The organism is Niabella beijingensis, from assembly GCF_020034665.1.
In the GTDB taxonomy this organism is placed as follows: Bacteria; Bacteroidota; Bacteroidia; order Chitinophagales; family Chitinophagaceae; genus Niabella; species Niabella beijingensis.
In genome coordinates, this window is sequence record NZ_JAIQDI010000002.1 from 2457311 (window position 1) to 2482269 (window position 24959).

15 protein-coding genes are annotated in these 24959 nt (G+C 49.0%); all 15 read right to left on the reverse strand.

Translation table 11 applies throughout. The features are described 5' to 3' along the window. Window positions 1–15 precede the first annotated feature (15 nt). The 15 genes from K7B07_RS26320 to K7B07_RS26390 all read right to left on the reverse strand — a co-directional run bounded on the left by K7B07_RS26320 (window position 16) and on the right by K7B07_RS26390 (window position 24953). The gene (locus tag K7B07_RS26320) at window positions 16–1923 is read right to left on the reverse strand and encodes an exo-alpha-sialidase (protein ID WP_223713534.1); all 1908 of its coding nucleotides are present in this window, start codon (window positions 1921–1923) and stop codon (window positions 16–18) included. 62 nt (window positions 1924–1985) lie between these two features. After that, entirely contained in the window at window positions 1986–3557 is a 1572-nt protein-coding gene (locus tag K7B07_RS26325; protein ID WP_223713535.1) for a RagB/SusD family nutrient uptake outer membrane protein, read from the reverse strand. Window positions 3558–3574: 17 nt separating this feature from the next. Continuing rightward, window positions 3575–6388, reverse strand: coding sequence for a SusC/RagA family TonB-linked outer membrane protein (locus K7B07_RS26330; protein ID WP_223713536.1), 2814 nt, complete (start codon window positions 6386–6388; stop codon window positions 3575–3577). A gap of 17 nt (window positions 6389–6405) precedes the next feature. Then, a complete protein-coding gene (locus K7B07_RS26335) occupies window positions 6406–7866 on the reverse strand; it encodes a fasciclin domain-containing protein (RefSeq protein WP_223713537.1) in 1461 nt (486 codons plus the stop codon). Then, window positions 7866–9419 carry a RagB/SusD family nutrient uptake outer membrane protein gene (locus K7B07_RS26340; RefSeq protein ID WP_223713538.1) on the reverse strand — a complete coding sequence of 518 codons (1554 nt, stop codon included), beginning with the start codon at window positions 9417–9419 and terminating at the stop codon, window positions 7866–7868. The genes K7B07_RS26335 and K7B07_RS26340 overlap by 1 nt, the downstream gene beginning before the upstream one ends. 24 nt (window positions 9420–9443) lie before the next feature. Then, the gene (locus tag K7B07_RS26345) at window positions 9444–12665 is read right to left on the reverse strand and encodes a SusC/RagA family TonB-linked outer membrane protein (RefSeq protein ID WP_223713539.1); all 3222 of its coding nucleotides are present in this window, start codon (window positions 12663–12665) and stop codon (window positions 9444–9446) included. Window positions 12666–12687: 22 nt separating this feature from the next. Beyond that, window positions 12688–14628, reverse strand: a complete 1941-nt coding sequence (locus K7B07_RS26350; protein ID WP_223713540.1) for a fasciclin domain-containing protein — start codon at window positions 14626–14628, stop codon at window positions 12688–12690. A gap of 430 nt (window positions 14629–15058) precedes the next feature. Beyond that, window positions 15059–16285: an MFS transporter gene (locus K7B07_RS26355; protein ID WP_223713541.1), complete on the reverse strand. Its 1227-nt coding sequence runs from the start codon at window positions 16283–16285 to the stop codon at window positions 15059–15061. Window positions 16286–16323: 38 nt separating this feature from the next. Further along, complete coding sequence (locus K7B07_RS26360; protein ID WP_223713542.1) at window positions 16324–17724, reverse strand: sialate O-acetylesterase; 1401 nt, start codon at window positions 17722–17724, stop codon at window positions 16324–16326. An 80-nt stretch (window positions 17725–17804) separates the two neighbouring features. Then, window positions 17805–18863: a galactose oxidase gene (locus K7B07_RS26365; RefSeq protein WP_223713543.1), complete on the reverse strand. Its 1059-nt coding sequence runs from the start codon at window positions 18861–18863 to the stop codon at window positions 17805–17807. A gap of 46 nt (window positions 18864–18909) precedes the next feature. Beyond that, window positions 18910–19860, reverse strand: coding sequence for a dihydrodipicolinate synthase family protein (locus K7B07_RS26370; protein WP_223713544.1), 951 nt, complete (start codon window positions 19858–19860; stop codon window positions 18910–18912). Between the two features lies 1 nt (window position 19861). After that, on the reverse strand, window positions 19862–21520 hold the full coding sequence (locus tag K7B07_RS26375) for a sialidase family protein (RefSeq protein WP_223713545.1): 1659 nt from the start codon (window positions 21518–21520) through the stop codon (window positions 19862–19864). A gap of 234 nt (window positions 21521–21754) precedes the next feature. Beyond that, window positions 21755–22438, reverse strand: a complete 684-nt coding sequence (locus tag K7B07_RS26380; RefSeq protein ID WP_223713546.1) for a FadR/GntR family transcriptional regulator — start codon at window positions 22436–22438, stop codon at window positions 21755–21757. 264 nt (window positions 22439–22702) lie between these two features. After that, window positions 22703–24091 (reverse strand): hypothetical protein, encoded by a 1389-nt coding sequence (locus K7B07_RS26385; protein ID WP_223713547.1) that lies wholly within the window; start codon window positions 24089–24091, stop codon window positions 22703–22705. Continuing rightward, entirely contained in the window at window positions 24084–24953 is an 870-nt protein-coding gene (locus tag K7B07_RS26390) for a COG1470 family protein (RefSeq protein WP_223713548.1), read from the reverse strand. The genes K7B07_RS26385 and K7B07_RS26390 overlap by 8 nt, the downstream gene beginning before the upstream one ends. Window positions 24954–24959 lie beyond the last annotated feature (6 nt).

Consider the following 24959-nt stretch of genomic DNA (forward strand, 5'->3'; position numbering starts at 1 on the left):
TAGATCACTGACCGGTTACCTCCGGTATACAACAATACCTTCCTGTGAACTTTCCACACCTCCTTCACCTACGATCACCAGCTTTCCGTCATTTGTGAAAACAGCATCCATACTCCCGATCGGATCGCTGTAACCGCGGTAAGCGATCTTGGTAAATAAAGGACCGGTTGAGGTAAAAGAAGCCCCATTATCTGTACTTTCAAAAAGCACCGGCGTTATGCCAAAATTCGGACCATTAAATGTTTCAGGATCCTTTTGTCTTCCGGTCGCATTTGCAAAGTAAACCGTACCCTGCGGGTTGCTGACGGCGGCCCCGCTGTACATGTGCCCATAACTTAAGGTTGCCGCACCTGTCGCGATCGGAACAGGGCTGGTCCAGGTTTCGCCGCCATCACTGCTGTAAGCAACCAGTTTGCTTTGCGGAGAGGCATTGCCATGCGACAGGATCAGCATTAACCTGGAATCGGAAAGTTCAACGACAGCACCGGCGGTAATATTGGATCCGCCCACGGGCTGGCTGGTCCGCCAGCTGGCGCCCTGATCATCCGACAATCCCAGTTTTATGGAGGTACCTCCATAAATCAACGGCATTACCAACCTGTTTTTATAGGCCGCCGATCTCAATTCGATCCCATGCCCCGGGCTGCTTTTCAGATACCCTCTGTTGATATCTTTCAATGATTCGGTAATGTTTACCGGCTGCGACCACGACTGACCATTATCTGTAGACACCGTCTGGTACAGGAGCTGCTCTGCCGGATAACTAAAATTCCCGTTCAGCAAATTCGGGGTCAGCTTACTGTAGTGCAAAATGATCTTACCACCGGAGGTACTTACCACCTGCGGGAAGCCATAGGTATCACCACTACCTTCACCGGCTATAACCGACAGCTGCTGCTCCCATGTCTGGCCACCCGATGTGGACCTGCTCATAATAATATCCGTATTGCCCACCGGCATGGTATTCTGTGCCACCCGCTCATAAGCGGAGGCGGGGTCGGAACGTCCTTCTGCAAAAAGCAGCAGATCCCCGTTCGCTGCTTTTGCCAGGGCGGGCGCCTGTATCCGGTCATAACCCTGCTGGTGCTCGTGAAGGGCATAATCAACAGTGTACATATCGGAACTCTCCACATAAAAATCATGCACTGTTACAAAATTCCGCCAGGGCCTGATCTGCGGCGTAAAATAATACAGGTTTTCTCTTGAGATCTTAAACAGAAAGCAAAGTGTTCCGTTCACTTTTATATAAAAAAGGTTATCGTGGATCACCACTTCGATCTCTGCCGGCACACCCGGTATGATCACTTCATTGGCAGTAGGCCATCCCTGGTCCGGGCTTACGGTTGCGCCAAGTGTACCGTATAAGTCTACAAAGAACATGGGCGCAACACTGCTGTTCCCGTCCATCCCGAAAACGAATACCCCGCCGGTACCCCAGCTGGCACCCAGCACCAGCCCTGCGGCGGTTCCGCTGAAGGTACCGAACGTAACTTTGGCATACATATAGAAGCTTTTTCCGGCCCCTACCGGTACAAAATATTTGGAATAGGCCCAGTTGTATTTATAACTGTTGGGGTCCCCGCCCAAATGATCCGCATCCGAAAGCGGGTAATAATTCCGATGCGGGATCAATCGCATACCGGTTGCCTCAGGTACCCAGGAAACCGTATCGTGCATGGCCTTGTAATCGGTGTAGCCTTTGAACAAGATCTTCCCAAAATCCGGCACATTATCTTTCATCAGCCATACGCCGGCCTGCCGGTCTTTATCAAACGGGAAGGGCAGCGAATCCACAATATTCACAAATGAAGTATCTTCAAACGGACCGGGAAAGTCAAAATGCTGCTCTTTGTAACAGCCGGTTGTAAAAACAAAACCAAAAAGCGTTAACGACAGCGCTGCTAACTTGACAATCTTTTTCATATATCATTATTTATGCAATCAGAGTGCTTCCTTACCGGAAAGCTTCTCATAAAATCTTTATATTAATTCCACAGCAGCGGATCGATGGGCATATACCAGTGTTCCTCGTTCTGAAGCTGTGTTGCTATTTCCTCACGTTTGGGAGAAGGGTACTTGGAAGCGACCGCGCCGGCCAGTTGATTTTTTCCCGACAGCCGGGACCAGAGCATGAGGTCGTACCAGCGTTTCCCTTCAAAAGCAGACTCCCGCGCTTTTTCCTTAAAGATCAGGTCGAGCATGTATTCCTTATTCCGGTAGTCGGTCTGCGCGGGATCCAGCTCCTCCAGCCCCCGGGCTACCCGCAGCATGTTCACAAAATTGAATGCTGTAGCATAATCTTCCAGCATCAGATCGGCCAGCGCCTTAATGAGAAAAGCGTCTGCGCTCCGGTAAAAAGGCCAGCTGGCATCGCTTTGATAACCGGGGCGCATACTGATCACATTATCCAGCCCGATATATTTCCAGATCACCGTATCCCCGTTGATCACTTTATAACTAAAATCCGTCCGGATATCGCCGCCTTCATAAGAGAAGATATCCCGGATCACCGGGGAGGGTTTTAAATAATACCTGCCGCCGTCCCGGGCAACCGAGGAGGTGAACTCCTGTAACCGGTTCGTCTCAAAACTGTTGCTGTACTTATACCCCAGCAGGAACAGCGAGTGCAGGGAGGCATAAGAGCCGGTGAACTGATTGATCCAGGTTCCCGAGGTGCCAAGCGTATGATTGGAATTCCTTACCGGTGAATTGGCAAAAGCAGAAGCCGCCTGGTATTTACCCAGCCATAAAGCCAGCTCTGCGGCAAAGGTGGCCGCCATTACCTGTGATACCCTGCCATAGCGCTCCTGGGCCGGAAGCGAGTTCCGGTTCCATTGATAGTTCAGCGGCAATATTCCCAGCACGGTCAGTGCATCGTTATAAATCATGTTCCATACCTCATCGCGGTTTTTGGGATAATAATACGTATCCCGGATCTGGTCTGCCGGTAACGACTGCGTTTTGCGGATAACCGTATCACCCGATTCGTTCACATACTTTATCTTCTCCGCCTGATCGGACAGGATCAGCGGGAACTGTTCAAAGTTTCTTACCAGTATATAATAACAATAAGCCCGCAGCAAAAGCGCCTCTGCATAAAATGCGCCGGCATCGCGGTCCATTATCTTGTCATCAAGTTTTGCTACGGTATACACTTTTTCCAGCTGCCGGTTGCAGCGCGCAATGGTTCTGTAAATACCGGCATAACTGGTATACGGGTTCTCTTTACTGATCGTATTGGCAACAAATTCATTGATATAAGGATCCGGCTCTGCCTGTCCGGCAGTAACCATATCTGCCCGCGCATCTCCCCACAACAAAAATTTGTGTACCTCTTTTGTTAAGGGCTCATACATTCCGATAGCACTGGCATTCAGATCTTCCCGGTTCTTATTAAAGTCTTCCTCCTTAATTACCGAATAGGGATCCAGGTCGTAAAAGCTCTTACAGCCCCCCAGGAGGATGCTTATAAAAAAACAGAGATACCCGAAGCAAGCCATGCCATTCATTTTTCCGGCTGATCTGCTGCTGTATGCACTTATTTGTTCCTGATACATAATAATTGTTTTTGCACTTAAAGAGAAATTTTAACGCCAACAATCAGGGACCTCGGAAGCGGGGATGCACCAAAATCGATCCCGCGCAACAACACATCCGAAGCAGCTACCACTTCCGGATCCAGCCCGCTGTACGAGGTGAACGTGAACAGGTTCTCCCCGGTTATATTTACTTTCAGCCCTTTTATAAATGAAGCATTCTTTTTCAGCGGCACATCATAGCTCAATGTCAGCAGTTTCAGCCGCGTATAGCTTCCGTTCTCCACCCACAGGTCAGAAGCCACTCCGTTAAAAGACGGATCACCATAGGCAGCCCTGCTCAGTTTCCCATCGCCCGGTGCTGACTCAGATTGCCAGCGACCTGCAACAGCGGTGGACTGATTGGAATAATCGCTCATTAAATGCATTTGCTGGTTAAAGCTGTTATAGATATCCTGACCATAAGAGAACGTAAATCTTGCTTCGAGCGATAATCGTTTATAACTCCAGTAAGACCCGAAACCACCAAAGAGATCCGGCAACGGACTGCCGATAACCTGCCGGTCGTTTGCGTTGATCTTACCATCCCCGTTGATGTCTTCTATAATATAGTCACCCGGCTTGTAATCGGTTCCGTCGGATTTTTTCAGGTTCACCTCTGCAGCCGACCGGAATACGCCTTTGATACGGTATCCGTAAAACGAGCCGATGCTTTCCGATTCCCGGGCAATGCCGCTCACATTTCCCAGTGTTCGTATGATATCCCCGTTATAGAGTTTCTTTACCTTATTGTTCAGCGTGGAAGCATTTCCATAAACTACCCAGGAAAACTTGCTTCCATCGATCACCTTTGCATTCAGCGATAATTCGATTCCTTTTGAAGCGATCTTTCCGCTGTTTTCAAACTGGGGGTCCATTCCCAGCTCCACGGGATAGTTGCGGTAGGTGATCAGGTTATCGGTCACCCGTTGGTAGTAGCCCGCATCAACTTCAAGCCGCTTCTTAAAAAGGCTGAACCGGATTCCGGCGTCAACGGCGTCCGTAACTTCCGGCCGTATATTTTCATTGCCAACATTACCAAGGTAAACACCGCCATATCCGAAATAGCTGACGGAGTAATATAAATTATCCTGATAATAACCCCGCACATCATAATTCCCCGTTCTTCCGAATCCTGCGCGCAGCGCGATATTATGAGGTCCGGAACGGTCCAGCAGATCCAGCAGCAATTTGCCGCCGCCATAGAGCCCCCACCGGCCTCCGGCCCCGAAATTGGAGGAACCTTCAGCGGACACATTCGCGGCAACATACAACCAGTTCCACAGATCTACATTTCCGGAAAAGTAAAACCGGCTGAGATTGGAACGGAAGCGGACATTTGAAGCACTGTCCACGACCCCCTGTTTCAGGGTTTCATAATCATCCGTTCCGGCGTTCACCTTTCGGCCAAAAAGCGCCTTATCTTCATAGGTCTCTACCCAGGCGCCCAGCTGACCATTGTATTGAATGGCCGGCGCCCATCGCCCGGATTTATTCAGGAAAGAATTCCAGATCAGCGTAAACTCACTGGAGTTCCGGTTGGAGTTCTGCCGGATCCGGTATTCATCCGCTACAATACCCAGCGCAGGCCGGTACTGGCTTTCTTTCATATTATAATACCCTACCGATAACGACGAATTCAGCACCAGTGTCTTGTCGATATGCCATTTCGCTGCAATGACCCCATCTACCCGGTTCTCTTCATTCTTATTCTTCATACAATCCACAAGTGCCCAGGGGTTACTTTTGCCCAGCACGTCAACATCGGCCAGCAGGTTGGTGCGCACATCTTCACTGTTGTACGCTTCTTTGCCTAAAAAGGGCGCCTTTGATGCGGCAACAAATAACGGATGTATCCCCCAGTCTGTTCCCTCTTCCAGGTAACGGGATCCTGTATTCGAATAGCTGAGGTTATTGCTGATCTCAAACTTCTGCGACAGGTGGTAGTCCAGGTTAAAGCGCATGGTCGTGCGTTTAAAATTAGCCCCTTCCAGTGTTTCATCTTTTCCGGTGTACCCGATACTGAACATATAATTGGCATCTGCAGACCCGCCCTTTAATTTAATGTGATAATCATTATACCTTGCCGGGCGGTCGATCATCCTGATCCAATCCGTTTGCTGGTTGTATTGCGTCAGCGCAGGATTAAAGACCGGGTTGGCAGCCACCTCTTCCGGCGTGGCCCCGTTCTCCGTCAGGTAATGCTGCAGGTAATTTTTAAACTGTGTTCCGTCCATATGGTCAATATCGTACCGGGCCCGCATAAACCCGGTATTGGCGGTCACATCGATCGTGGTTCCGCCGAATGTACCGCGGTCCGTTGCTAAAAAAACGGCGCCGTTCGCTCCTCTTCCGCCAAGGGCAGAGAGGTCCGCAGCATCCTTTAATACACTCACCGACCGGATATCATGAATGTTCAGAAATCCGAACCGGGTTGGCTCATATGTCGAAAGAAAGGGAGTCAGGGACCTGTTATACTTAACGGGCAGTCCGTCAATATATATCTGCGGACCGGCACTCAGATTGACCGTATTAATTCCCCTGATCATCAGTTGCGGGGCAGCCCCGATGGAACCGGACTCCGTAACATGGATGCCCTCATTTCCGGATAATAATTCCGCAAAGGAGATCGCATCATTTTGTTCAGGGAGTTTTACCACCGGAACCGAATCCAGGATCCCCAGTTTATCAATTCCCGTCACCTTCGAAGTATCACGATGGGCCTCCTGGGCATTTGCACTCCACGAGCCCGCTACAAGCATGAAGATGCCTGCCCATTTGAAAAGTTTCAGATCGTTCGAATTCTCTTTCATTAGCAATGTTTAATTAATCATTTTATCGGAATCAGTTCCAGCATATCACACAGCAGGTCGCAGCAATAGGAAGGACTGGAGTTGGAGCCGAACCCGGCAAAGGCAAAATAAAGCGTCACATCCGATCTTTCGGCAACCGTAACTTCCCCGCAGTTATTATAGGAAAGATAGTTCCATTCCTCAAACGCGCCATCAGCCTTGGCCATATTCACCATCTCATGAACGACGGTATTATTGTAGATCACAATGTATTTACCCCGGGTACCTCCTCCCCGGTGGATCATCCGGATCCGGTACCTGCCGGCCGGCACATCCGGCACAGTCATGTAAAAATAATCCCCCACCTGGGTGGCATTGAATGCCACAATCTTTCCCTCCTTATTCTGATGATAGCTTTGGGTACCGGTATTGAGGGTAATGGTAGCAGGCGCCACGGTAAATATATTCTGTGCCCCGTAGGGACTGCCGGGCGGATACAGGTTGAACCGGATGGTGGCCGGTACGGCATCCACGATCTCAAGCAGGGTATCCAGTGTGTGAAAAATACCATTATTGCAAACCTGGTCAATACCCCAGGTTTTGCTCTGACTGAAAGGGTATACTTCGTTGATAAAATACCGGCCGAACTGATCCACATTAAAACTTAATGCCTGCCGTTCCAGCAGCGGATAAAAACGCTTCCCGGCCATCAGGTTCAGAAAATAGCCGGAATCCGGAACAATATGATATTTCACCCATTCCTCCAGATCGGGAAGGGCCTCTTTGGAAAAGTTGGATTTGGCCAGCGCCTGATCCGATTCCACAAAAAGCGTGATGATGCTGTCCTTCAGGTACCGGGTATAACCGGTCTCATCAAAAATATCCAGCATCGTATTATATTGTCCGCTCTGTTTTAATGTTTCATATACATTGCTGAAAGGTGGTTTCAGCACATTATCGACGATATCAATATAGCCGTTGGTCAGTTCGATATTGCTTTCCAGAATTGTTGTTGTATTGTTCAGCCGGACCGCATTATATGAATCACTGATATCAGCAATAAGATACTTGTTCTGATAAACGGTGGGAGCCGGCAACGGGCCAAACTCAAATTCATTGGAATTGATCTTCTGGTTCAATAAATGGTACCGGAAATAGCTCAGCCAAAAATCTTTGCTCCGGTCCTGTACCGATGATACCGGTGTGCCTTCCGCGCTCAGGTTTTTAAACAGCGCGTTAAAAGCCGCATTGTTGGGTGCAAATACCGTGTAGGCTCCTGCGGTCTTTAGCAGGTTCCTCTGGCCTACATAGTCGATCAGTTCCTTGAAGACACTCAGGTCTTCCCGCTTATCGATGTAATCCATGATCTGGATCTCATCATCGGAATCGTACCGTGCCCCGGACAGCTCCCGGTTGCAGGAATAGGATGCTGCCAAGCAGATCAGCAGGCCTATTAAAACAGAAATCCTGTGCATATCCTTAAGTTTAATAATTTTCATTATCGGTTTTTATAGTATTCCTTTTGAACCAGGGAGGGATTGTTCTCTATTTCGGTTTTATTGTACGGCAAAAACCAGCTTTCCGGATTCAGCAGCCGTGCCCTGATCACCTGGTAGGAATATCCCATTGAATTATTGGTGGCAGATTTTGTCAGCAATACATCTGCGAATCCCGGCCTTCTTGCAATTCGGACCGCCGCAAACCATTCTTTTCCTTCAAAACCGAGCTCTGCTTCCCGCTCCATTAAGAGCCGGGAGAAAAATTCGGCGCCCTCTCCCGATTCGCCGGTCGACAGCAAAGGAATATTACAATGCTGGCGGATCAGGTTGAGCATCTGCTCTGCTTCCGGATACCGATTCAGCATGGCATAGGCTTCCGCTTTCATAAAAAGTATTTCCCGGTACCTGTAAAGAATATAATTGACCAGGCGGCGGTCGTTCGGCGGGCGGTACGACTGCTGATACGCTTCCTGACCCAAAAATTTATACACCTCCCAACCCGATCCGAAACTGCCGGAAACATTACTGCTCCTGCGGTATGCGGAAAAATCCTTATACCGTATGGTATCCGAGCTGGTATATTCGGGCAATGTTGTAGGATACAATACTTCCTCGTTTGCCAGCTGAACGTTCACGGAGTTCGCCAGGTACATCGTACCTGCAGTTGCCGGACCCGAATAATAGGCAAACCAGCCGTACAACGGCGAGGCCGGGCCTGTAGGCTTGTATTGCAATTCAAAGATGCTTTCGGGCGAATTGCCGGGATTGAAAAGGGTATACCATTCAAAGGGTCCGACCAGCAGGGATTCATACTGCTGATCGAGCGGAGCGCAAAGATTCAAAACGCCCTGGTAATCATTTCTCCAGAGTTTCACATCGGCCCATAAAGCCCTTACCGCATTTTTTGTTACGCGTCCATACTTTTTGTCCGCGTCGTCAAATGTATCCGGGCACTGGTTGAGCGCTGCTTCCAGATCCGATTCAATAAAATCCAGTACCTCGCTTTCAGAAGTAGCGGCGGTGTTTACCTGCTGGTTGTCCGATTCATACGGTTCTTTGATAAGCGGTACTTCCCTAAACGCCCGTACCAGATAAAAATAATTCAATGCCCTTAAAGCATGCGCCTCTCCCAGCATGCTGTTCAGTTCCGGCTCTTTAAAAGTAGGATCAGCACTGAGTGCCAGGGGGGCATTTTTTATAAACGTATTGATCCAGCCGATGGATTTGTAAACGCTGGACCAGGACAACAAGCCGTTATCCGGGTACAGATCCTGTGAAAGGAACTGCCGGTGATCTGCCGTAAATGCATCACCCGATCCCGGCTTGTACAGGGCCGACCGGATATCCCCCCAGACATGAAAAGAGGAAGCGTTACTTTGAATGGAGGTATAAAGTCCGACAAGCGAAGCATAGACCTGGTCGCGGTTCTGCCAGAATTCACTGTGCACCAGGTTATCCGGCTGATCCACTTCCAGGATCTTATTGCAGGACAAAAAGCTGCCTGTCATTGCGAGGACCACCGCCAGTAAACCTGATTTTAATTTTGTATTCATATCGTACAATTGACTGCCAAAATTTTAAAAAGAAAGATTTAATCCCACGGTGAACTGCCGCGCGGGAGCAGTGGCGCTGTTATCAATACCAAACAAGGCCACACTTCCTGTAATGGGTACTTCGGGATCGAGCCCTTTATAATGTGTCCAGGTATAAAGGTTATAACCCGTTACAAAAAATCCCAGTTGCTGAATGCCCAAACCCAGTTTCTGGATGAACCGCTTACCGGCGTTGTAGGTCAGTGATACTGTCTTCAGGCGCAGGTAGGAACCATCCTCCACCCAGCGGGTGGATGCCGCGCTGTTGTGTTCATTATCCGGCTGTGCACGTGGCATATCCGTTACGTCGCCCTGTCTTCTCCACCGCGACAGGATGGATCTTGACTGGTTGTGTGAATACAGCATCCGCTCCATCGACAACCGCGTGGCGTTGATAATATCATTACCCGTCTGGTACTGCAGGTTAACCGTAAGGATCCAGTTCTTATAATTAAAAGTGTTGTTCCAGCCGCCAAAGAACAGGGGATTGGCATCGCCGATCTGCACACGGTCCAGTTCATTGATGACGCCATCGCCATTCACATCTTCATAGATCATGTCCCCCCCTTTCAGCTGGATACCCGTCACCGATCCAAACCGCATGTATTTTGGAGTGATCCCGTCCGCTTCATAGATCACATGACCCGCAGCATCGCGCAAGACAGCATCCTCATCCCTGGAATACACTCCCAGCGCACGGTATCCGTAGAAGCCACCGATCACATCCCCTTCCTGGAGTTTGGAGGTGAATCCCCACTGGCTGACGCTGAATGCATTTTCATCAAACAATGCAGGAAGTTTCAGCAATTTATTTTTGTTGGTTGCAATATTGAAGAACGATTTCCACCGGATCTTGTTGTCGCCCCCCTTCAGGATCACGCCGGTGATCCCCAGCTCCCATCCGGAGTTGCGGACCGTTCCGAAGTTGATGTATTCCGAGGCGTAACCCAATGTCGAAGACAACCGCTCCTGCAATAAAAGATTATTGGTAGTGCGCGAATAAAAATCGAGCTGCCCGGTCAGCCGGTCTTTAAAAAGGCTCCAGTCCAGCCCCAGGTTATATTCCGAAGTGCGTTCCTCCCGGATATTGTCGCTTGCAAATTTTGAGGGATAGGTATACGTCTCTCCCAGGTATCCCGTTCCGGTACCGTACGCAATATCATAAAGATTGTCGATATTAGGCAGGTTGCCGGTAACACCGAAAGCGAAACGCGGTTTAATAAACGTTACCCATTTGGCATTTTTCAAAAACGATTCCCGGCCGAGATCCCATGCTGCCCCGATAGCAGGAAATACCGAATAGGGGTTGTCGGCACCGTATCTCGAATCTCCTTCCGACTTTCCGGTAACCGTCAGGAAATAGCGGTCTTTTAGTGCATAGTGCCCCTGAACAAACATCCCCAGGTATTTACGGGTGCTGTAGGTACCCGTGGCACTTGAGATGATGGCCGCGGCATCTGCGGACTTCAACTCGGGAGAGGCCCCGTTATAATATTCCAGCGCTGTCGAATTATCACGGTCCAGATTGTAGGTAAGCACCCCCGTAAAGGTCAGGCGGTGATCACCGCTGCGGATCGCCGACCAGGTCAGGCGGTTGTTATTATTGATCATCAGCTGGTATCCTTCCGTCTGCATACCTGCATTGTACAGCACTTCATTCGGAATGGCGTCCGTAGCATATCCCGGCAAAAAATATTCATCGGCAGACTCCCTGAAATCAGTGGAGACCTGACTCCTGAAGTCCAGGTTTTTGAGGATCTTAAAATCCACGGAGGTAGAGGCCATGAACCGGTTTGCCCGGGTATTATAAGTAGAATAATCGATAATGGCCAGCGGGTTATAGCGGGAATGCGATGAAACGCCCACATTCCGGTCCACAAAATAGTTCAACCCGTTTTTGGAATAAATCGGGAAATATGCAGGGGTCTGCCGTGCAAAAAGCATCGGGTTGATATCTGTTGAAGTAATGGGATGGTCCTGTCCCCGTTTATCCGTAAGGGAATTGGTATAGTTCAGATCTGCTGTGATCTTTAACCGGTCGGACACATTATAGTTCAGGTTGAACCGGGTATTGAAGCGGTCATAACCGGTGCCCTTGGTAGTTCCGTATTGATTGGCATACCCCAGCCCCCAATAATAATTAAGCCGGTCTCCCCCGCCGCTCAGGGCGCTGTTATACTGCTGATAAAAACCTTTTCTTGTAATGGCATCTACCCAGTCTGTATTGTTATTAAAGATCCATGCATCCGTCCTGGTAAGATCGCCTCTTAGTTCAGGCAGGGTGGTTCCGTTATCGATACCGCCGGTTGTCTTCTCCAGATAATAGATCCGTTGTTCGTCGCCGGATAACATCGGGATCGTGCGAGGCACCTCGGTCAGGGTATATTTGGTATTGAATTGAAATTTTGGTTTTCCCTTCTTGCCTCTTTTCGTCTGAATGACGATCACTCCGTTGGCTCCGCGTGAACCATATAAAGCGGTTGCCGAGGCATCTTTGAGGATATCGATAGATGCGATATCTGAAGGATCCAGATCTCCAATAGGGCTGAATCCAAAATCCGTGATACTCGCCACCTTATAATCATTGCCGATAATTTCCGCACCATCAACGATCCATAACGGATCATTCATCCCCGAAATGCTGGAGATCCCCCGTATCCGGATGCTGGCGGCAGCGCCGGGGTCGCCGCTTGCTGAAACCACCTGTATACCGGGAGCCATACCCTGCAACAGTTGATCCACACTGGTGACCGGGCTTTTCTCCGCATTACTTAAATCCACGGAAGCAATAGCGCTGGACAGTTCACGCCGGTCTATCGATAAAAAGCCCAGGTCGGCTTTCTTCTGTACCGTTGCCACCACCTGCACCTCATCCATAGCACCGCTGTCGGCGGCCATGTATACGGTAAAAAAGGATTTATCAGAAAGTGTAAATTCCTGCGTTTCATATCCGAGACTGGAAAAGGCGATCCTTGCTGCGCCGGGGGCACTGCGGATCTCAAACTTGCCTTCTTCATTGGTCTTATTTCCCTTCAGGGCAAGATTATTGGCATTCACCAGCATTACAGATACATCTGTAAGTGGCCGGTTGCCTTTTTTATCATACACGATGCCTCTTATAACGGCCTCTTCCTGGGCATTCGAAATAAAGCCGGAGAGCATCACGATAAAGATCAGTATCCCTTTTCTTAAAAAGTTATCAAGCATAGCCGTAGCAATCGTTTAGTTTTTAAAATACACTGTTCACTTTATGAATAACCCCATTATTTCCCTGGATATTGGCAACAGCAGGTGTGATCGTTTTACCGGCCCCGTTCCTGACAGTAAATGTTTGCCAGGCGCCGCTGATCTGCAGCATTGCATTATTCTTATCGGCGATCTGACCGTTAAATTCTCCGTCTGTAAATACATACCGGTTGGGGATCACATATGACTGTACAAACGTCCGGGCCGCATCGGTGCTCATTCCTGCTACGTCGATCCCGGCGGTTGTTATCGCCTGGTTGGTAGGCGCCAGTACCGTATAGCTGAAAAAGCCCGTCAGCTGCAGTTGTGAGGCGATACCCGAACGGTCCAGTGCCGTGGTAAACAGGGAAAGGTCCGGTTGTTTTTTCATTACGCTGTAAACGGTAAGCGTATCACTTATTTTGTCGATCGGTTTCAGAAAACCGTCGATCTGATAGATCGCTCCGTTAGCACCTTCCCATTCCGGCACCGATGACGAGAGCCCAACGGAATGACCGGTATAATCATAAAACCGGCCGTTCTCATAATACACATAGCCATAGCCGGTAGGATAAAACCTCCGGCGAAAGCCTCCGTCGGCGCGGACATCAATATTAAAAATACCCGCTTTACATTGCTGCTTCTTTAATTCCAGATCTGTCTGGTTCAGGTCTTCCGCCAGCGGAATACCCCATACTTCATCCGACTGTATCAGCATCGTTTTGGGACTGTGCTGGTAATAGAGTATATCGTACAATCCTTCGTTCACGCCGGCATTGGAAACCATCCAGTACCATTGGCTGAACTTCTTATATTTTAAAAGGATCCCTCCCATCACACTATGCATTTCAGGAGACAGCAATAGCTTATTTACTTTATAGATAACGCTGTTGCTGGCGCGGACCGATCCGGAGATCAGGGAAGGAACATCGGCCGTCATACGTGTATATCCCGCCAGTGTCCGCCAATCCGGGTTCATACGTTTAAGATCACTCTGGTACCAGATATTATCAACGATCGCAGCCCGGATCAGTGAATACATCACGGGCTTGGGAATGGAGTCGAGCGTGTTATCGATCGCCCCCATATACGGTTCAAAATATGTTCGGATGGCTTCATTGGTGGGCACCAGCAATGTGGTCACCGTCGCCTCGTCCGCCAGGTTGCGGCCTACAGAATAGGATTTATACAAAGTGGTATCCACCCAGCCAAACTCATCCTTCTCTCCCAATACGTATTGCACATGCTTTTCCAGCCAGGAGCTGAAGATCGTTGTTTCACTGTCTGCGGCCAGTGCTTCATCTGCCCGCAGGGTCACTTCCAGTGGTGCGCCCAGCACATGAATCACCCCATTGCTGGCATCAATATCCGGTTCGGAGATCACCACGCCTTCTGCAACAAATGAAGCCTCCCCTTTACCGGAGGGATAAAGGCTTAAATAATCACTCAGCTGGCTGTTAAAAAAGGACGATGAAAAAAGCTGGATGTGCTTGCCCGGTGTATTCCCCTCCGTCCGTGTTGTAAAATTCGCTGCGCGGCTTTTACTGATCGGCGATGCAGCGGCATTATAGATCTTGTTGATATCATACTCATAATACATCCCGTTTATAAAATGATAGTTCACATATTTTCTCAGCAGGGCTTCGGGGACCTGGTCAACAGTGTTGTACCCCAGTTTTGAAAGATACAGTTGTACCTGTTCGTCTACCGGAGCCAGACAGGTATAGATCGCTGAATTGCCCAGGGTTTTCCGCAGCTTCACTTTATCGATCATACTTACGAACAACGAAAAACGTCCGTCCGCTTCCAACACCTCAATGATGTTCTTATCAAGCGCGCTCTTTGGATTATAATACTCGTTCAGCTCCTTTGTGCACGAAACCAGCAGCAGACCCGACAGGAACCAGCTGCACCAGAGCGTAAGCAGTTCTTTATACATTTTCATATGCAACCATTTGCTTTTATAATAAACCCTTTAACCAGCCGATACAGGCCGTTCTATCTGAATAAGCAATCGTCATTTATTTTCAGTCATATTTGTAGTAATGTTCTACAAAATTTTGAATAGTCGTTACCTGTCTGTTTCTTATTCCTTTAAATTTTCCGGGATCTTGAGCAACCGGTCCGCAACACTTGGCTGTTGCCGGTTTCCCGGGTTCCGCACCGGAACAGTAGCACACCTACCAAACGCCCTGTTTTAACTCCGGATCATCCACTGCCCCCGATGATATTCCCCCAACTGCATTCTTATGAAAAAAAGCAATCTTTCCGGTTTCTTCAGCAATCAAATTTGTAGTAATGTTCTACAAATATATTTCGCTTTTTCAGTTTTTCCAAATTTTATCGCCTTAAAAAATATCCACTTTTTCCGGTAACTAAGGCAACTCCTGGTGCCTGGGTTTCAATACCAGCAGCTGCAGTACCACCACAAACAATACAACACCCGCCATTAATGCAAAGTCCCTTCCCAGATGACCGGCATCGCTCGATTTTCCCAGAAAGCTGGTGATAAACGCTCCAAAAAATACACCGGTCATATTCATCAGTCCATACCCGGTGGCCCGGAATCTTGAAGGAACGAACTGGCAAAGAATGGGCATGTTGTTCGCATCAAAGACACCGAAGCCGATCCCGAAAAGAACTCCTGCAGCAATCAATGCAAATGACGTATGCCCGTATCCTAAAATAATTACAGCGGGAACCGTCAGCAATACACCTGCGGCACTCGTATAAACTCGTGCTTTTATATTCCGCTGCACCCATCTGTCCGAAACAATGCCCCCGAGAATAACGCCTATAAAGGAAGACAAGGCTATGGTTATTGTTGCGATGGGCCCTGCTACGGACATATCCAGGCTCAGGCTTTCTGAAAACAACGTGGGCAGCCAGTTCTTTGTAGCCCACCCGGGCAGACTTGGTATGGCAAAATAAAGCAGTACCACCCAGAAAGAAAGATTGCCCAGCAGCCAGGCGATTCCACCCAATGGTTTAAACCCGCCATTGCCTGTTGTGGGCTCCTGCACGGCAACCGTTCTTTTTTCTTTCAGAAAAAACGCCAGGATCAATGCATATACAATGCCAACGATCCCGAACAGATGAAAAGTACTGTGCCAGGTATAGGCCTGCGCTATTGTAGCACCAAAGCCACCCAGTGCCTGCCCTACATATAAACCGGTCATGTGAATACCTACAGCCAGCGACCGGGTTTTTGAACCATGATAGTCGGCGATCAGTGACAGCGCAGCAGGAATATAAATCGCCTCGCTGAAACCCATAACGGCCCGCAGCCACTTCAGCTCTTCAAAGGTATCTGCAAACCCCATTCCGTAGGTAACGGCCGACCAGATAAATAAACTGATAACAATTAACCATTTCCTGTTCAGCCGGTCTGCGATCACACCGGATACCGGGCTCATTATCCCGTATATCCACAGAAAAACGGACATCAGTATCCCGAAATTTTCCGCACTTTGCAGGGAAGCGATATCCATTTCCATTGCAGGACGCATTGTTGCCAGCATCTGGCGGTCCAGATAATTCAGCAAACCGACAAACCAAAGCAATCCAACAACTACCCACGGGTTTATATTCCTGGTCTTCATAAATTGATAGTATTATATGGCAAATGAGTCGCTGTCCGTTACCAGTTATCGGTTCTGAAAGGCGCTACCGGCAATCCTTCCGTATTATAAAGATTGCCCTCCACCAGATCGGTAAAAGCATAGCGTACCGCCTGTGGTTCTTTTACAGATCCGCTGCTGACCTCGATCGCCTTTTTGAAGATCCGGGCCGTAGCCGGAAAGAACTTTTTATCCTTTCCCGCAACTTCAAAACCGGCAATAGCCGTACCGGAAGAATAAAATCCGTTGGCTGCATTTTTAAATGCAAGCGTTATAGTATCCTTCCGGATTTGCATCTTTTCGAAATAAGGGCTCTGGTAAGCGATCCCCTTTACCTGGTAAGCATCCCCCAAGGCCCAGTACAGCAGGCGGTTGCTGATGGTCGTTTTATCGGGCGGATGAATCGTTGTGGCGCTGCCTTTATCCATGCTCACCACCATTCCGCTTTTGGGGACCTTTGACAGGGCGTTGTATTGCGCTTCTCTCAGATAAGGTGTCGAATCTTTCCGCGCACCATAGTTCCAGGGAGCGATCTGTACATAATAGAAGAACAAACTATCATTTTGCCATGACTTCCGCCATCCTTCAACCATCAGCTGCATAAGTGCGGCATATTCCGACGGCCGTGAAACATTCGCCTCCCCCTGATACCAAAGAAATCCTTTTATCCCGAATCCCTGTACCGGGCTGATCATCCCGTTATACAGACAGGTAGGTTTAAGACGGTCGGGCTTTTCCTCTCCGGCCGGTATTGCTATTGTTCTGCCTCCAAAAAGCTGAACGCCTTCCCGGTTCATCCAGGCTTCCACAGGAGTGCCGCCCCAGGTCGACTGAATGATCCCTACGGGAACATTCAATATTTCCTGCAGCCTTTTTCCAAACTGGAAGCCCACCGCGCTGAAGCCTGCAGCAGCAGCCGGTGCAGCCGTTTCCCACTCTCCCGCACAATCATACTCCGGCGTCAGCGAAACCGCATGCGGAACATGGAAGAGGCGCAGTGATTTGTTTCCGGCAGCAGCAATCGCATCATTGGAGTTTAGTATGGGTTGATTGGAGTAACCCGTCATCGGCATTTCCATATTGGATTGTCCCGAGCATAACCATACTTCCCCCACCAGGATATCTTTTAATGTTATTTCCTCATCATCAGTGAATGTAAGCGTGTAAGGTCCGCCTGCTTCCGGGGTTTTGATCAGTACCTTCCAGGCGCCCCGGCTATCGGAGCGCACGGAATAGGTGTGCGACTCCCAGGAAGGCCGCACCTTTATCATGTAGTTGGCCTTCGCTTTCCCCCAGACCGGAACCAGGGACTTTTGCTGCAATACCATTCCATTCCCAATGATAGCAGGCAGCTGAATCCGCGCATTTGATCTTAAACCACATGCACAAACAAAAAGCAACAGAAAGAAAGAATTTCTCATAAAATATATTTTACATCAGATCAAAACAGTTCATTAAATGGCCTCCCAAAAATCCGCAGTTCAAAACAGGGCATCTATCGTTACTCCCGATCCTGCTTCCGCGCCTTTAATTTTACGGTCAGTACATTGGGCGTTCGCGTTCCCGGCCGCACTTCCCCGCCCGGGATAATAAGTGCATTGTTCCAGACCGCAAGCGTTGTGGTAACCGGGGCCCATCTGCTTTCGTTGGGTGCTTCAACTGCATCGGAGCGGATCGCCACCGGTATCTTTCCGATAACCTCCCATTGTTGCGTTTTTAAACTAAACTGCAGGATATCCCTGGAAAATCCCGGATGCCGGTCCCTCAGATCGCTCCCGGCAAGGCTTCCGTCGTCTCCGCCAAAAACATAAATGCCATTGCGGTCACTGTATGCAGGAGAAGGGGCGGCAACAGTAGCAGCAGGCATGTCTTCCAGGCGCTTCCAGCCATCGGTTTTGTTATAACAATATGCATCCCGCAAATAGTTCCGTTTACCCTGCTCCAGCGTGGTACCGCTGAAAACAAAAAATGTCTGATCAACAGCTGCTGCTACAGCCAGCATTCTCGAAGGGCCCGGCAGTTCCGGAAGCTCTATCCAGCCTTTTTTAAGATCCTTAAGATCCAGGCACAGGAACAGACGCTTTGTTTCGGGGTCATCAGGCCCCACCAGCCCTCCCAACACATAGATACAATCACCGGCCAGTGTACCGCAGCTGTTTGCCAGTGTAACAGGTAAAGACGGCAGTGACGCTACAGTTACCGAGCCCTGCTTGTATTTGAGGTTGTATACATCCGAAAAATGACCGGACGCATTACTGCCGCCAATGATGATCAGTCCTTCTTTTGAGGATATGGAAACCCCATATCCCAGTGGTTGGGGCAGTCTGCCTGCACGTTCCCATTTCCCCGCCGGATCTTTTAAAACAAATATATCATCATACCAGACCTTTTTAGTGCCCAGCCAGGGAGCGCCCTTACCGGGAAAATTTGCACCTCCGGCCACGATCAGTGCCTGGTTGGAAACACCTGCAAAAGAACCGGCGAATCCTACAGTGTCAGGAATCTTATCCAACGTTCCCCAATAGGTAAACAGACTTGTATTTTGAGCAGTCAAAATCATAGGAAATAATAAAAAGGTCCATATCAGTATTCTTGTCATAATACACTTACGATACCAAGGTATCCCCCGGTATTCTTTTCCGGGCATTACCCAGGTTATCAAAAAAAGAAATTTCTTCAAGATAGGTCTTTAGCGCCCCCGATTGTTCCCCGGTAAGTGCTGTCAACGGCAGCCGGCATCCTCCCAGATCCAGTCCTGTCATTTTTAATATTTCTTTCTGAGTCGGTATCGGAGCATACCGGCCCAGTGCCTGGATCATCTGGCAACATTCATACTGCGCCGCAGCAGCGGCTTCCAGCTTTTTCTGCCGGAACAGATCCATAATCTTCGTATACATCGGCGCAGCAAAACTATAAGTGCTTCCGATGGCACCCTTCGCTCCCATGCTTAGTGCAGGCAGCAACAATTCATCATAACCGAATAGTACATCAAACTTTTCTTCTTTGTATTTCAGACAAAGCTGGTATTCATTCAGGGTGGTTGCTGTATATTTTACGCCGGCCAGGTTGGGTATTTTCGACTCTCCTGTTTTTAAGAAATCGATCACACTTAACGAAACGCCCGTAGCCGCCGGCATATGATAATAATAGAACGGTGTTTCGGGAGCAGCAGCAGCTATTTCCGCCATGCAGTCCACAAGATTTTCAACAGATGAAGGTTTAAAGTAAAAAGCGGCTACAGCCGATATTGCGTCGGCGCCCACTCGCTGCGCATGCGCCGCTAACTTCTGCGCTTCCTTAATAGAGCTGTGTCCTACATGTACAAAGACCTTCAGCCTTTTTGCGGCCGCATTTATATACGCTTCTGTAACGGCCATACGCTCTTCCAGCGTAAGGCTCAGTCCTTCCCCGTTAGTGCCCCCTACAAAAACACCTTTCACTCCGTCCGCTATTAACCGTTCAACAATCAAGGGTATTAAATCAAGTTGCAATTCTTTATTGGCATCAAATGCACTAAATGTGGCTGCCAGCAGCCCGGTTGTTTTTTGTATCTCCATTTTATTTTGTGATTTCTCGTATATTAATTTTTTCAAACACCAATTGCGCCTGACTCCCTTCATAAACGATGCCGATCGTTTCATTGTCTGCTGAAGTGATACAGGAATATCCGCTTCCGCTAAATTCATCCAGCTCTATAAATTTTTCAGGAGGCCAGGAATTCCCGTCATCATCGCTTACTTTTAATGTTATATGATTGCGTTTGGTTTTGGAATTTGGATTTACAAACAGCAGCATACTTTTTTTGTCCCCCTTCTTTGTCTGATAGGTATGTTTGTAAAGACTGGCCATGCAAACCGGCTCCGGAAGGGCGTTCCGGGATGTTTTATGGGTGGTCCAGGTGTTTCCGAGATCCTGAGTAACGGCTACTGCCCGCCCGTTGCCCGCACCCGTTATGCCTTTATTGGCATTGGTGCGCATGTTCAGCATAACCGCTCCGTCGGACAACTGGACTGCTGCACATTCTGTAGTGCTGCTTCCTGAGGCCGGGTTGCCCGTAACCCAGGTATTGCCGCCGTCTTTACTATATGTAATAGTTGAGAATGCTTTTCCAGCAGCATCCCTTCCCTGTGTCGGAAAAACAAGTGTCCCGTCATTCATGGTGAAGCCACGCCCAGGTGCCGGCGCCCAAAGCCACCAGGTTTCTTTTTTACACATCTTTGTTAAATTGACAGGGTCCGACCAGGTCTTTCCATTATCAGTGCTTTTTATCAACAGGAACTGAGCCGTCTGCTTTACACCAAAGCCCGGCTGCGACCCCCTCGCCCTCCATTGATGGTTCCAGTTCGTGCTGCTGTCTTTTAATCCTTCGATCCACCGGCCCTTTTCATCCAGCACTCCGTGCATCCATAGGCCGGCTATAAATACGGTCCCGGTCTTTTCATCAACCAGTATGCAGGGATCGGAGACGCCGTTGAACTTCTGGGGCAGTCCTCCCCATTCACCCATATCCAGTACCCGTTGCATGGGCAACCAGGAATTGCCCTTGTCCGTACTCCTGCTTAACCCGATATCAATATCGCCCTGTAAGTCCCGCTTCGACTGATAGCGGGCATCATATATGGCAAGCAGGTCGCCGTTCTTTGCTGTAGCCAGACCAGGTATGCGGGAAGTATGTACGTTATCCTGCATCATCTGACGAAGGGCACCGGCTATCCGGAACATACCAAACCGGGAGGAAGCAGCTTTCAACTTTTTGTTATTGATCAAAACCGAGGAAACACGTAGTCCTATTTTATCGCCCACTATTGCAGACGGCTTTAAGGAAAGCCCTACCCAGATATAATGGGTCCCCTTTGCCATGCGGAAGTTTCCATTTATAAGGATCGAACGTCTTTTGGCCCGGGTAACGGCAGCAACGCCGAACAGTTCCGCATGCGGTGCTTTTTCTGCAGTCAGGTAATTACTATCCGTATTGCAATAGACCTTCACGGAATCAAGCATTTCCAGCCGGGTTGCCGCACCGATTTCCAGAACGACCTGCTTCAGGAACGACGCATTCCCGTCTTCGCCAGGGGTAACCGCTACTTTTATAAGGCTGGTGTAAGATCTTTCCTTTATTACCGGAACTATAAAATTTCGTTGTACAGACAGGTTACCCTGGCTGAAGCCCGGAGCACCCTGAATCAATAACACGGCAAAAAGTAAAAATCTGAGCATTATAAAAAAATAAACAGGATCAACGATCGATTCTAACACAACTGAGCAACGAATATCTTACGATCCTTCATAAAGCAACCGTCAGCAGGTAATCCGGCAACCGGGTCTTATTCATCCGGCAGGCATTCGTTTTTTAGCTCTTATGTTCTACATAACAAATGTAGGCTATTATTTTATCTGTGCAAATTTTTTTTCAGCACTTTTAACCGGGCAGGTGAAATGCAGGTCCGGGGCTTATTTCTTGATCCGGTCGAAGTGAGGCTGCAGGTGGCTGACCATCCCTTTTTTAAAATCTTCTATTGTTCCCTTCTTTAAGATCTGGATCAATCCTTTGTGGTTTACGGCACCTGATATGAGCTGATCCCCTTCCAGCTTTATCACATATTCAAAAACAGGCAACAGCAGCAGCTGAAACTTCCGGAGCGTGGTATTCCCGGTAATATCATAAAGCTTACCGTGAAAAGCGATCTCATTTTTGATCCGGAAAGGTCCCTTCTCTGTTGTCTTTTCTTCTTTTTCAACAATTTCTTCCAACTCTTTTATATCCTGACGGGTAATGCGGGCAAATAACAGTTCTGCAATGCCCATCTCCAGTACCAGCCGCAGTTCAAACAGGTCCTGCAAGGTGCTGTCGTCCATTATGGTCGGATGCAGCAGTTTCTCCATGGTTCCCACAAAGTCCGGATTGGATACCACCATTCCTACCTTCTTCTTGCTCTCAATGATGCCCATCATCTTGAATTTGCTCAGCGCCTCCCGTACCACATTCCTGCTTACTCCAAGCCGGTTGGCCAGCTCCAGCTCTGTTGGCAATGCATCTCCAATCTTAAAATTATTTTCTCTCAGGTATTTTTGCAGGCTGAATTCCACGTGTTCAGCCATCGATTTTTTGTTGATCGGAGTAAGTTCTGTAGCCATTATTTAATATTGTAGTACAATAATACTAATAAAAATTCCTTGGCAACCACTTTCCGCTCAAAAATATTTACCACTGCAACCGGTGTTCCGGAAGCTGTGCAGGGTACCTGGACAAAGCCGGCAAGCGGATAGTAATATAAAAGTACGGGATATGTGGAAGCCGTTACAGGAGGGTTTTTGTATCGCAGCGGTCTCCCCGGATCCGGTTGCCTGCTGTTGCTTCAGCCGCCCCCGTATCACCAGTAAAGCAACCGTCTTTACTTTTCATGGTGCCACAAAACTGTAAGTAATTGTGGTGTTATAAGTGCCCGGGGGCTTACCAAGTACCTGGGGTACCTTGTCAGCAGCAATGCTGTATTGCAATCCTACCTGCCGGTCGATGACCGGAGCGGAAGCGGATAGGATCTTCTGCGCAGTTGACGAAAGTGTAACGGGCGTCACTGACGGGTCCCCTGTGCTTGAGGATATGGAAACACAGCCCACCGGAATTGTATTGCTGCCATTTACAAGGCTGGAAGAGGAAGCTTTTACATACACATCATAAGCGGTGGTTTTACTGATCGTAAGCGCATTGTTCAAACTGGCTGATACACCCTCCTGATAATCGTTCAGGTTATTAAACGACAGCGTCACATCACTGTTGTTTACACGCAGCTCGCCGAGATCTGCTACGTTAACCGTAAACAGGGAGGATGGTGAAACAGTGGCGGCCTGTGGCGTGGTGCCGGCATCAAAAGCCTCATAGTTAAGCGTGGCAATATACGTTCCTTTTTGTATAAACCCCGCTTTGAGATTCGCCGGGGTGATCGTATAACTGACGGTATTCGTCTGCTTATTACCTGCGGGAACTGTATAACCACCTGCCGGGGAAAGATTCTGATAGGTGCTGCTCAGCGCAATGCCTGCCCCCGGAACGGGAGCTGATACACTGGCCGACAGGTTACCGGTGCCGGTACCCGGATTGGGAGCACCCGGATATCCATTGCTGTATGCAAAAGTGGATGTTGCTGTTTTAACACGCAATCCCAGCGGAACCGTATAAGTGAACGGCAGTGTATGGCTGCTGCTTAGCGCAGTGCTCCTGAAATAATCAAGATTATCCACGGTAGCGGTTATGCCTGCCGGTGCAGGAACAACGATAAAAGGATTGACAATAACCCTTAGGGTTCCGGGATAAGTACTGGCCCCTAAACACAGTGTGCCCCCGGGTGTTGTAAAGATCAGATTGGTGCTGTAGGTTCCCGCCTTCCACGCGTAACTGGTCATTTCTGTCTGAGGGATCCGGTAGCGGATCGTAACAGCCCCGCCGCTTGCCAGCGACAGCAGCGCGGAATAAAGGGTTTGATCAGCGGTAGAGAGTGCACGCTCGGTTGAGGAGCCGCCCAGACTTATATTAGGGCCGATAGCCGTAACAAGCAACCTTATTTTCGACAGTATCGAGGGCGTCAATACAGGGGTAAAATCAGCGGCGGCCCTTGCCCGTATATAGGCCCCCAGGGCCAGCAGACAGCTGTTGGCCGTAAACGAGTTGTCGCTGACGGCTACTTCACTGGCTATATTACTGCTGGTAATCGTAAGAGAAGGGTTCTGCGCTTTACTTAACAGTGTGGTAAAGCAACCTAAAAACAACAGGGAGAAATAGCTTCTATTCATAGACTATTTCCTTTTGCGCTACTTTGAGATCGGTTCCGTCTCCCCCGTCCAGTATCAGGGTTGCCTGGTACTGCCCGGGAGCTAAATTTGCCGGAATCCTGATAAGAACCAGCTGTGAAGCACCTGGTAGCATTGATAGGGTCCGGGGCTGCAGTTTGATGTTATTTCCGGAACTCTTTTGGGTCAGTTCCCCACGCAGGATAGCATCTGCAGGCACCTCGCCGCTATTTTGAATCGTGGCGGCCAGGCACCGCGCAGAGTCCGCCATTACACCTCTGTCCTGAAGCGCTGTAAACTCAAGGTTCTTTTTGCCCAGAGCCGGCAGTATGTTGTAAAGCTGTATCCCAATTTCCACTTTAATGAGTATCGCTACTTTTTTGCCCGACTTATCAATTCCCATAACAGGCTTCCGCTCGTTGACCTGTGTCAGGAAGAGCATGCTGTTGGTCACCGGCTTTGCCGCGGCGGGCACTTTCATGGAAACCGTCACTTCCTTTGACTCACCGGGCTGCAGTACCAGCTGCAGCGGATCCACCCGCATCCAGCCGGCATTGGACGCAGGGAGGCTGCCCGGGTCCGAATAGATCTTATTTCCCAGGCTATCCCGGTACCAGTCTTTCAGAGTCGCGTTCAAAACAAGGATCCCGCTGTCGGTATTTGAAACACGGATACGTTCTGTTGCCAGCTGCCCTGCTGTACTGTTAAAAAAAATACGGGAAGGTGTAACGGCCACACCCTGCGCAGCAACCTGGTTAAAAGCGAAGATGGCCTGCAACAGGTAAAACAACAAAATAAAACCGGAGCAGCACTGGATGCTCCGGTCCTTTGGGATATCCCGGAATGTTCTTTTTTTAGACAGCACCGTTTT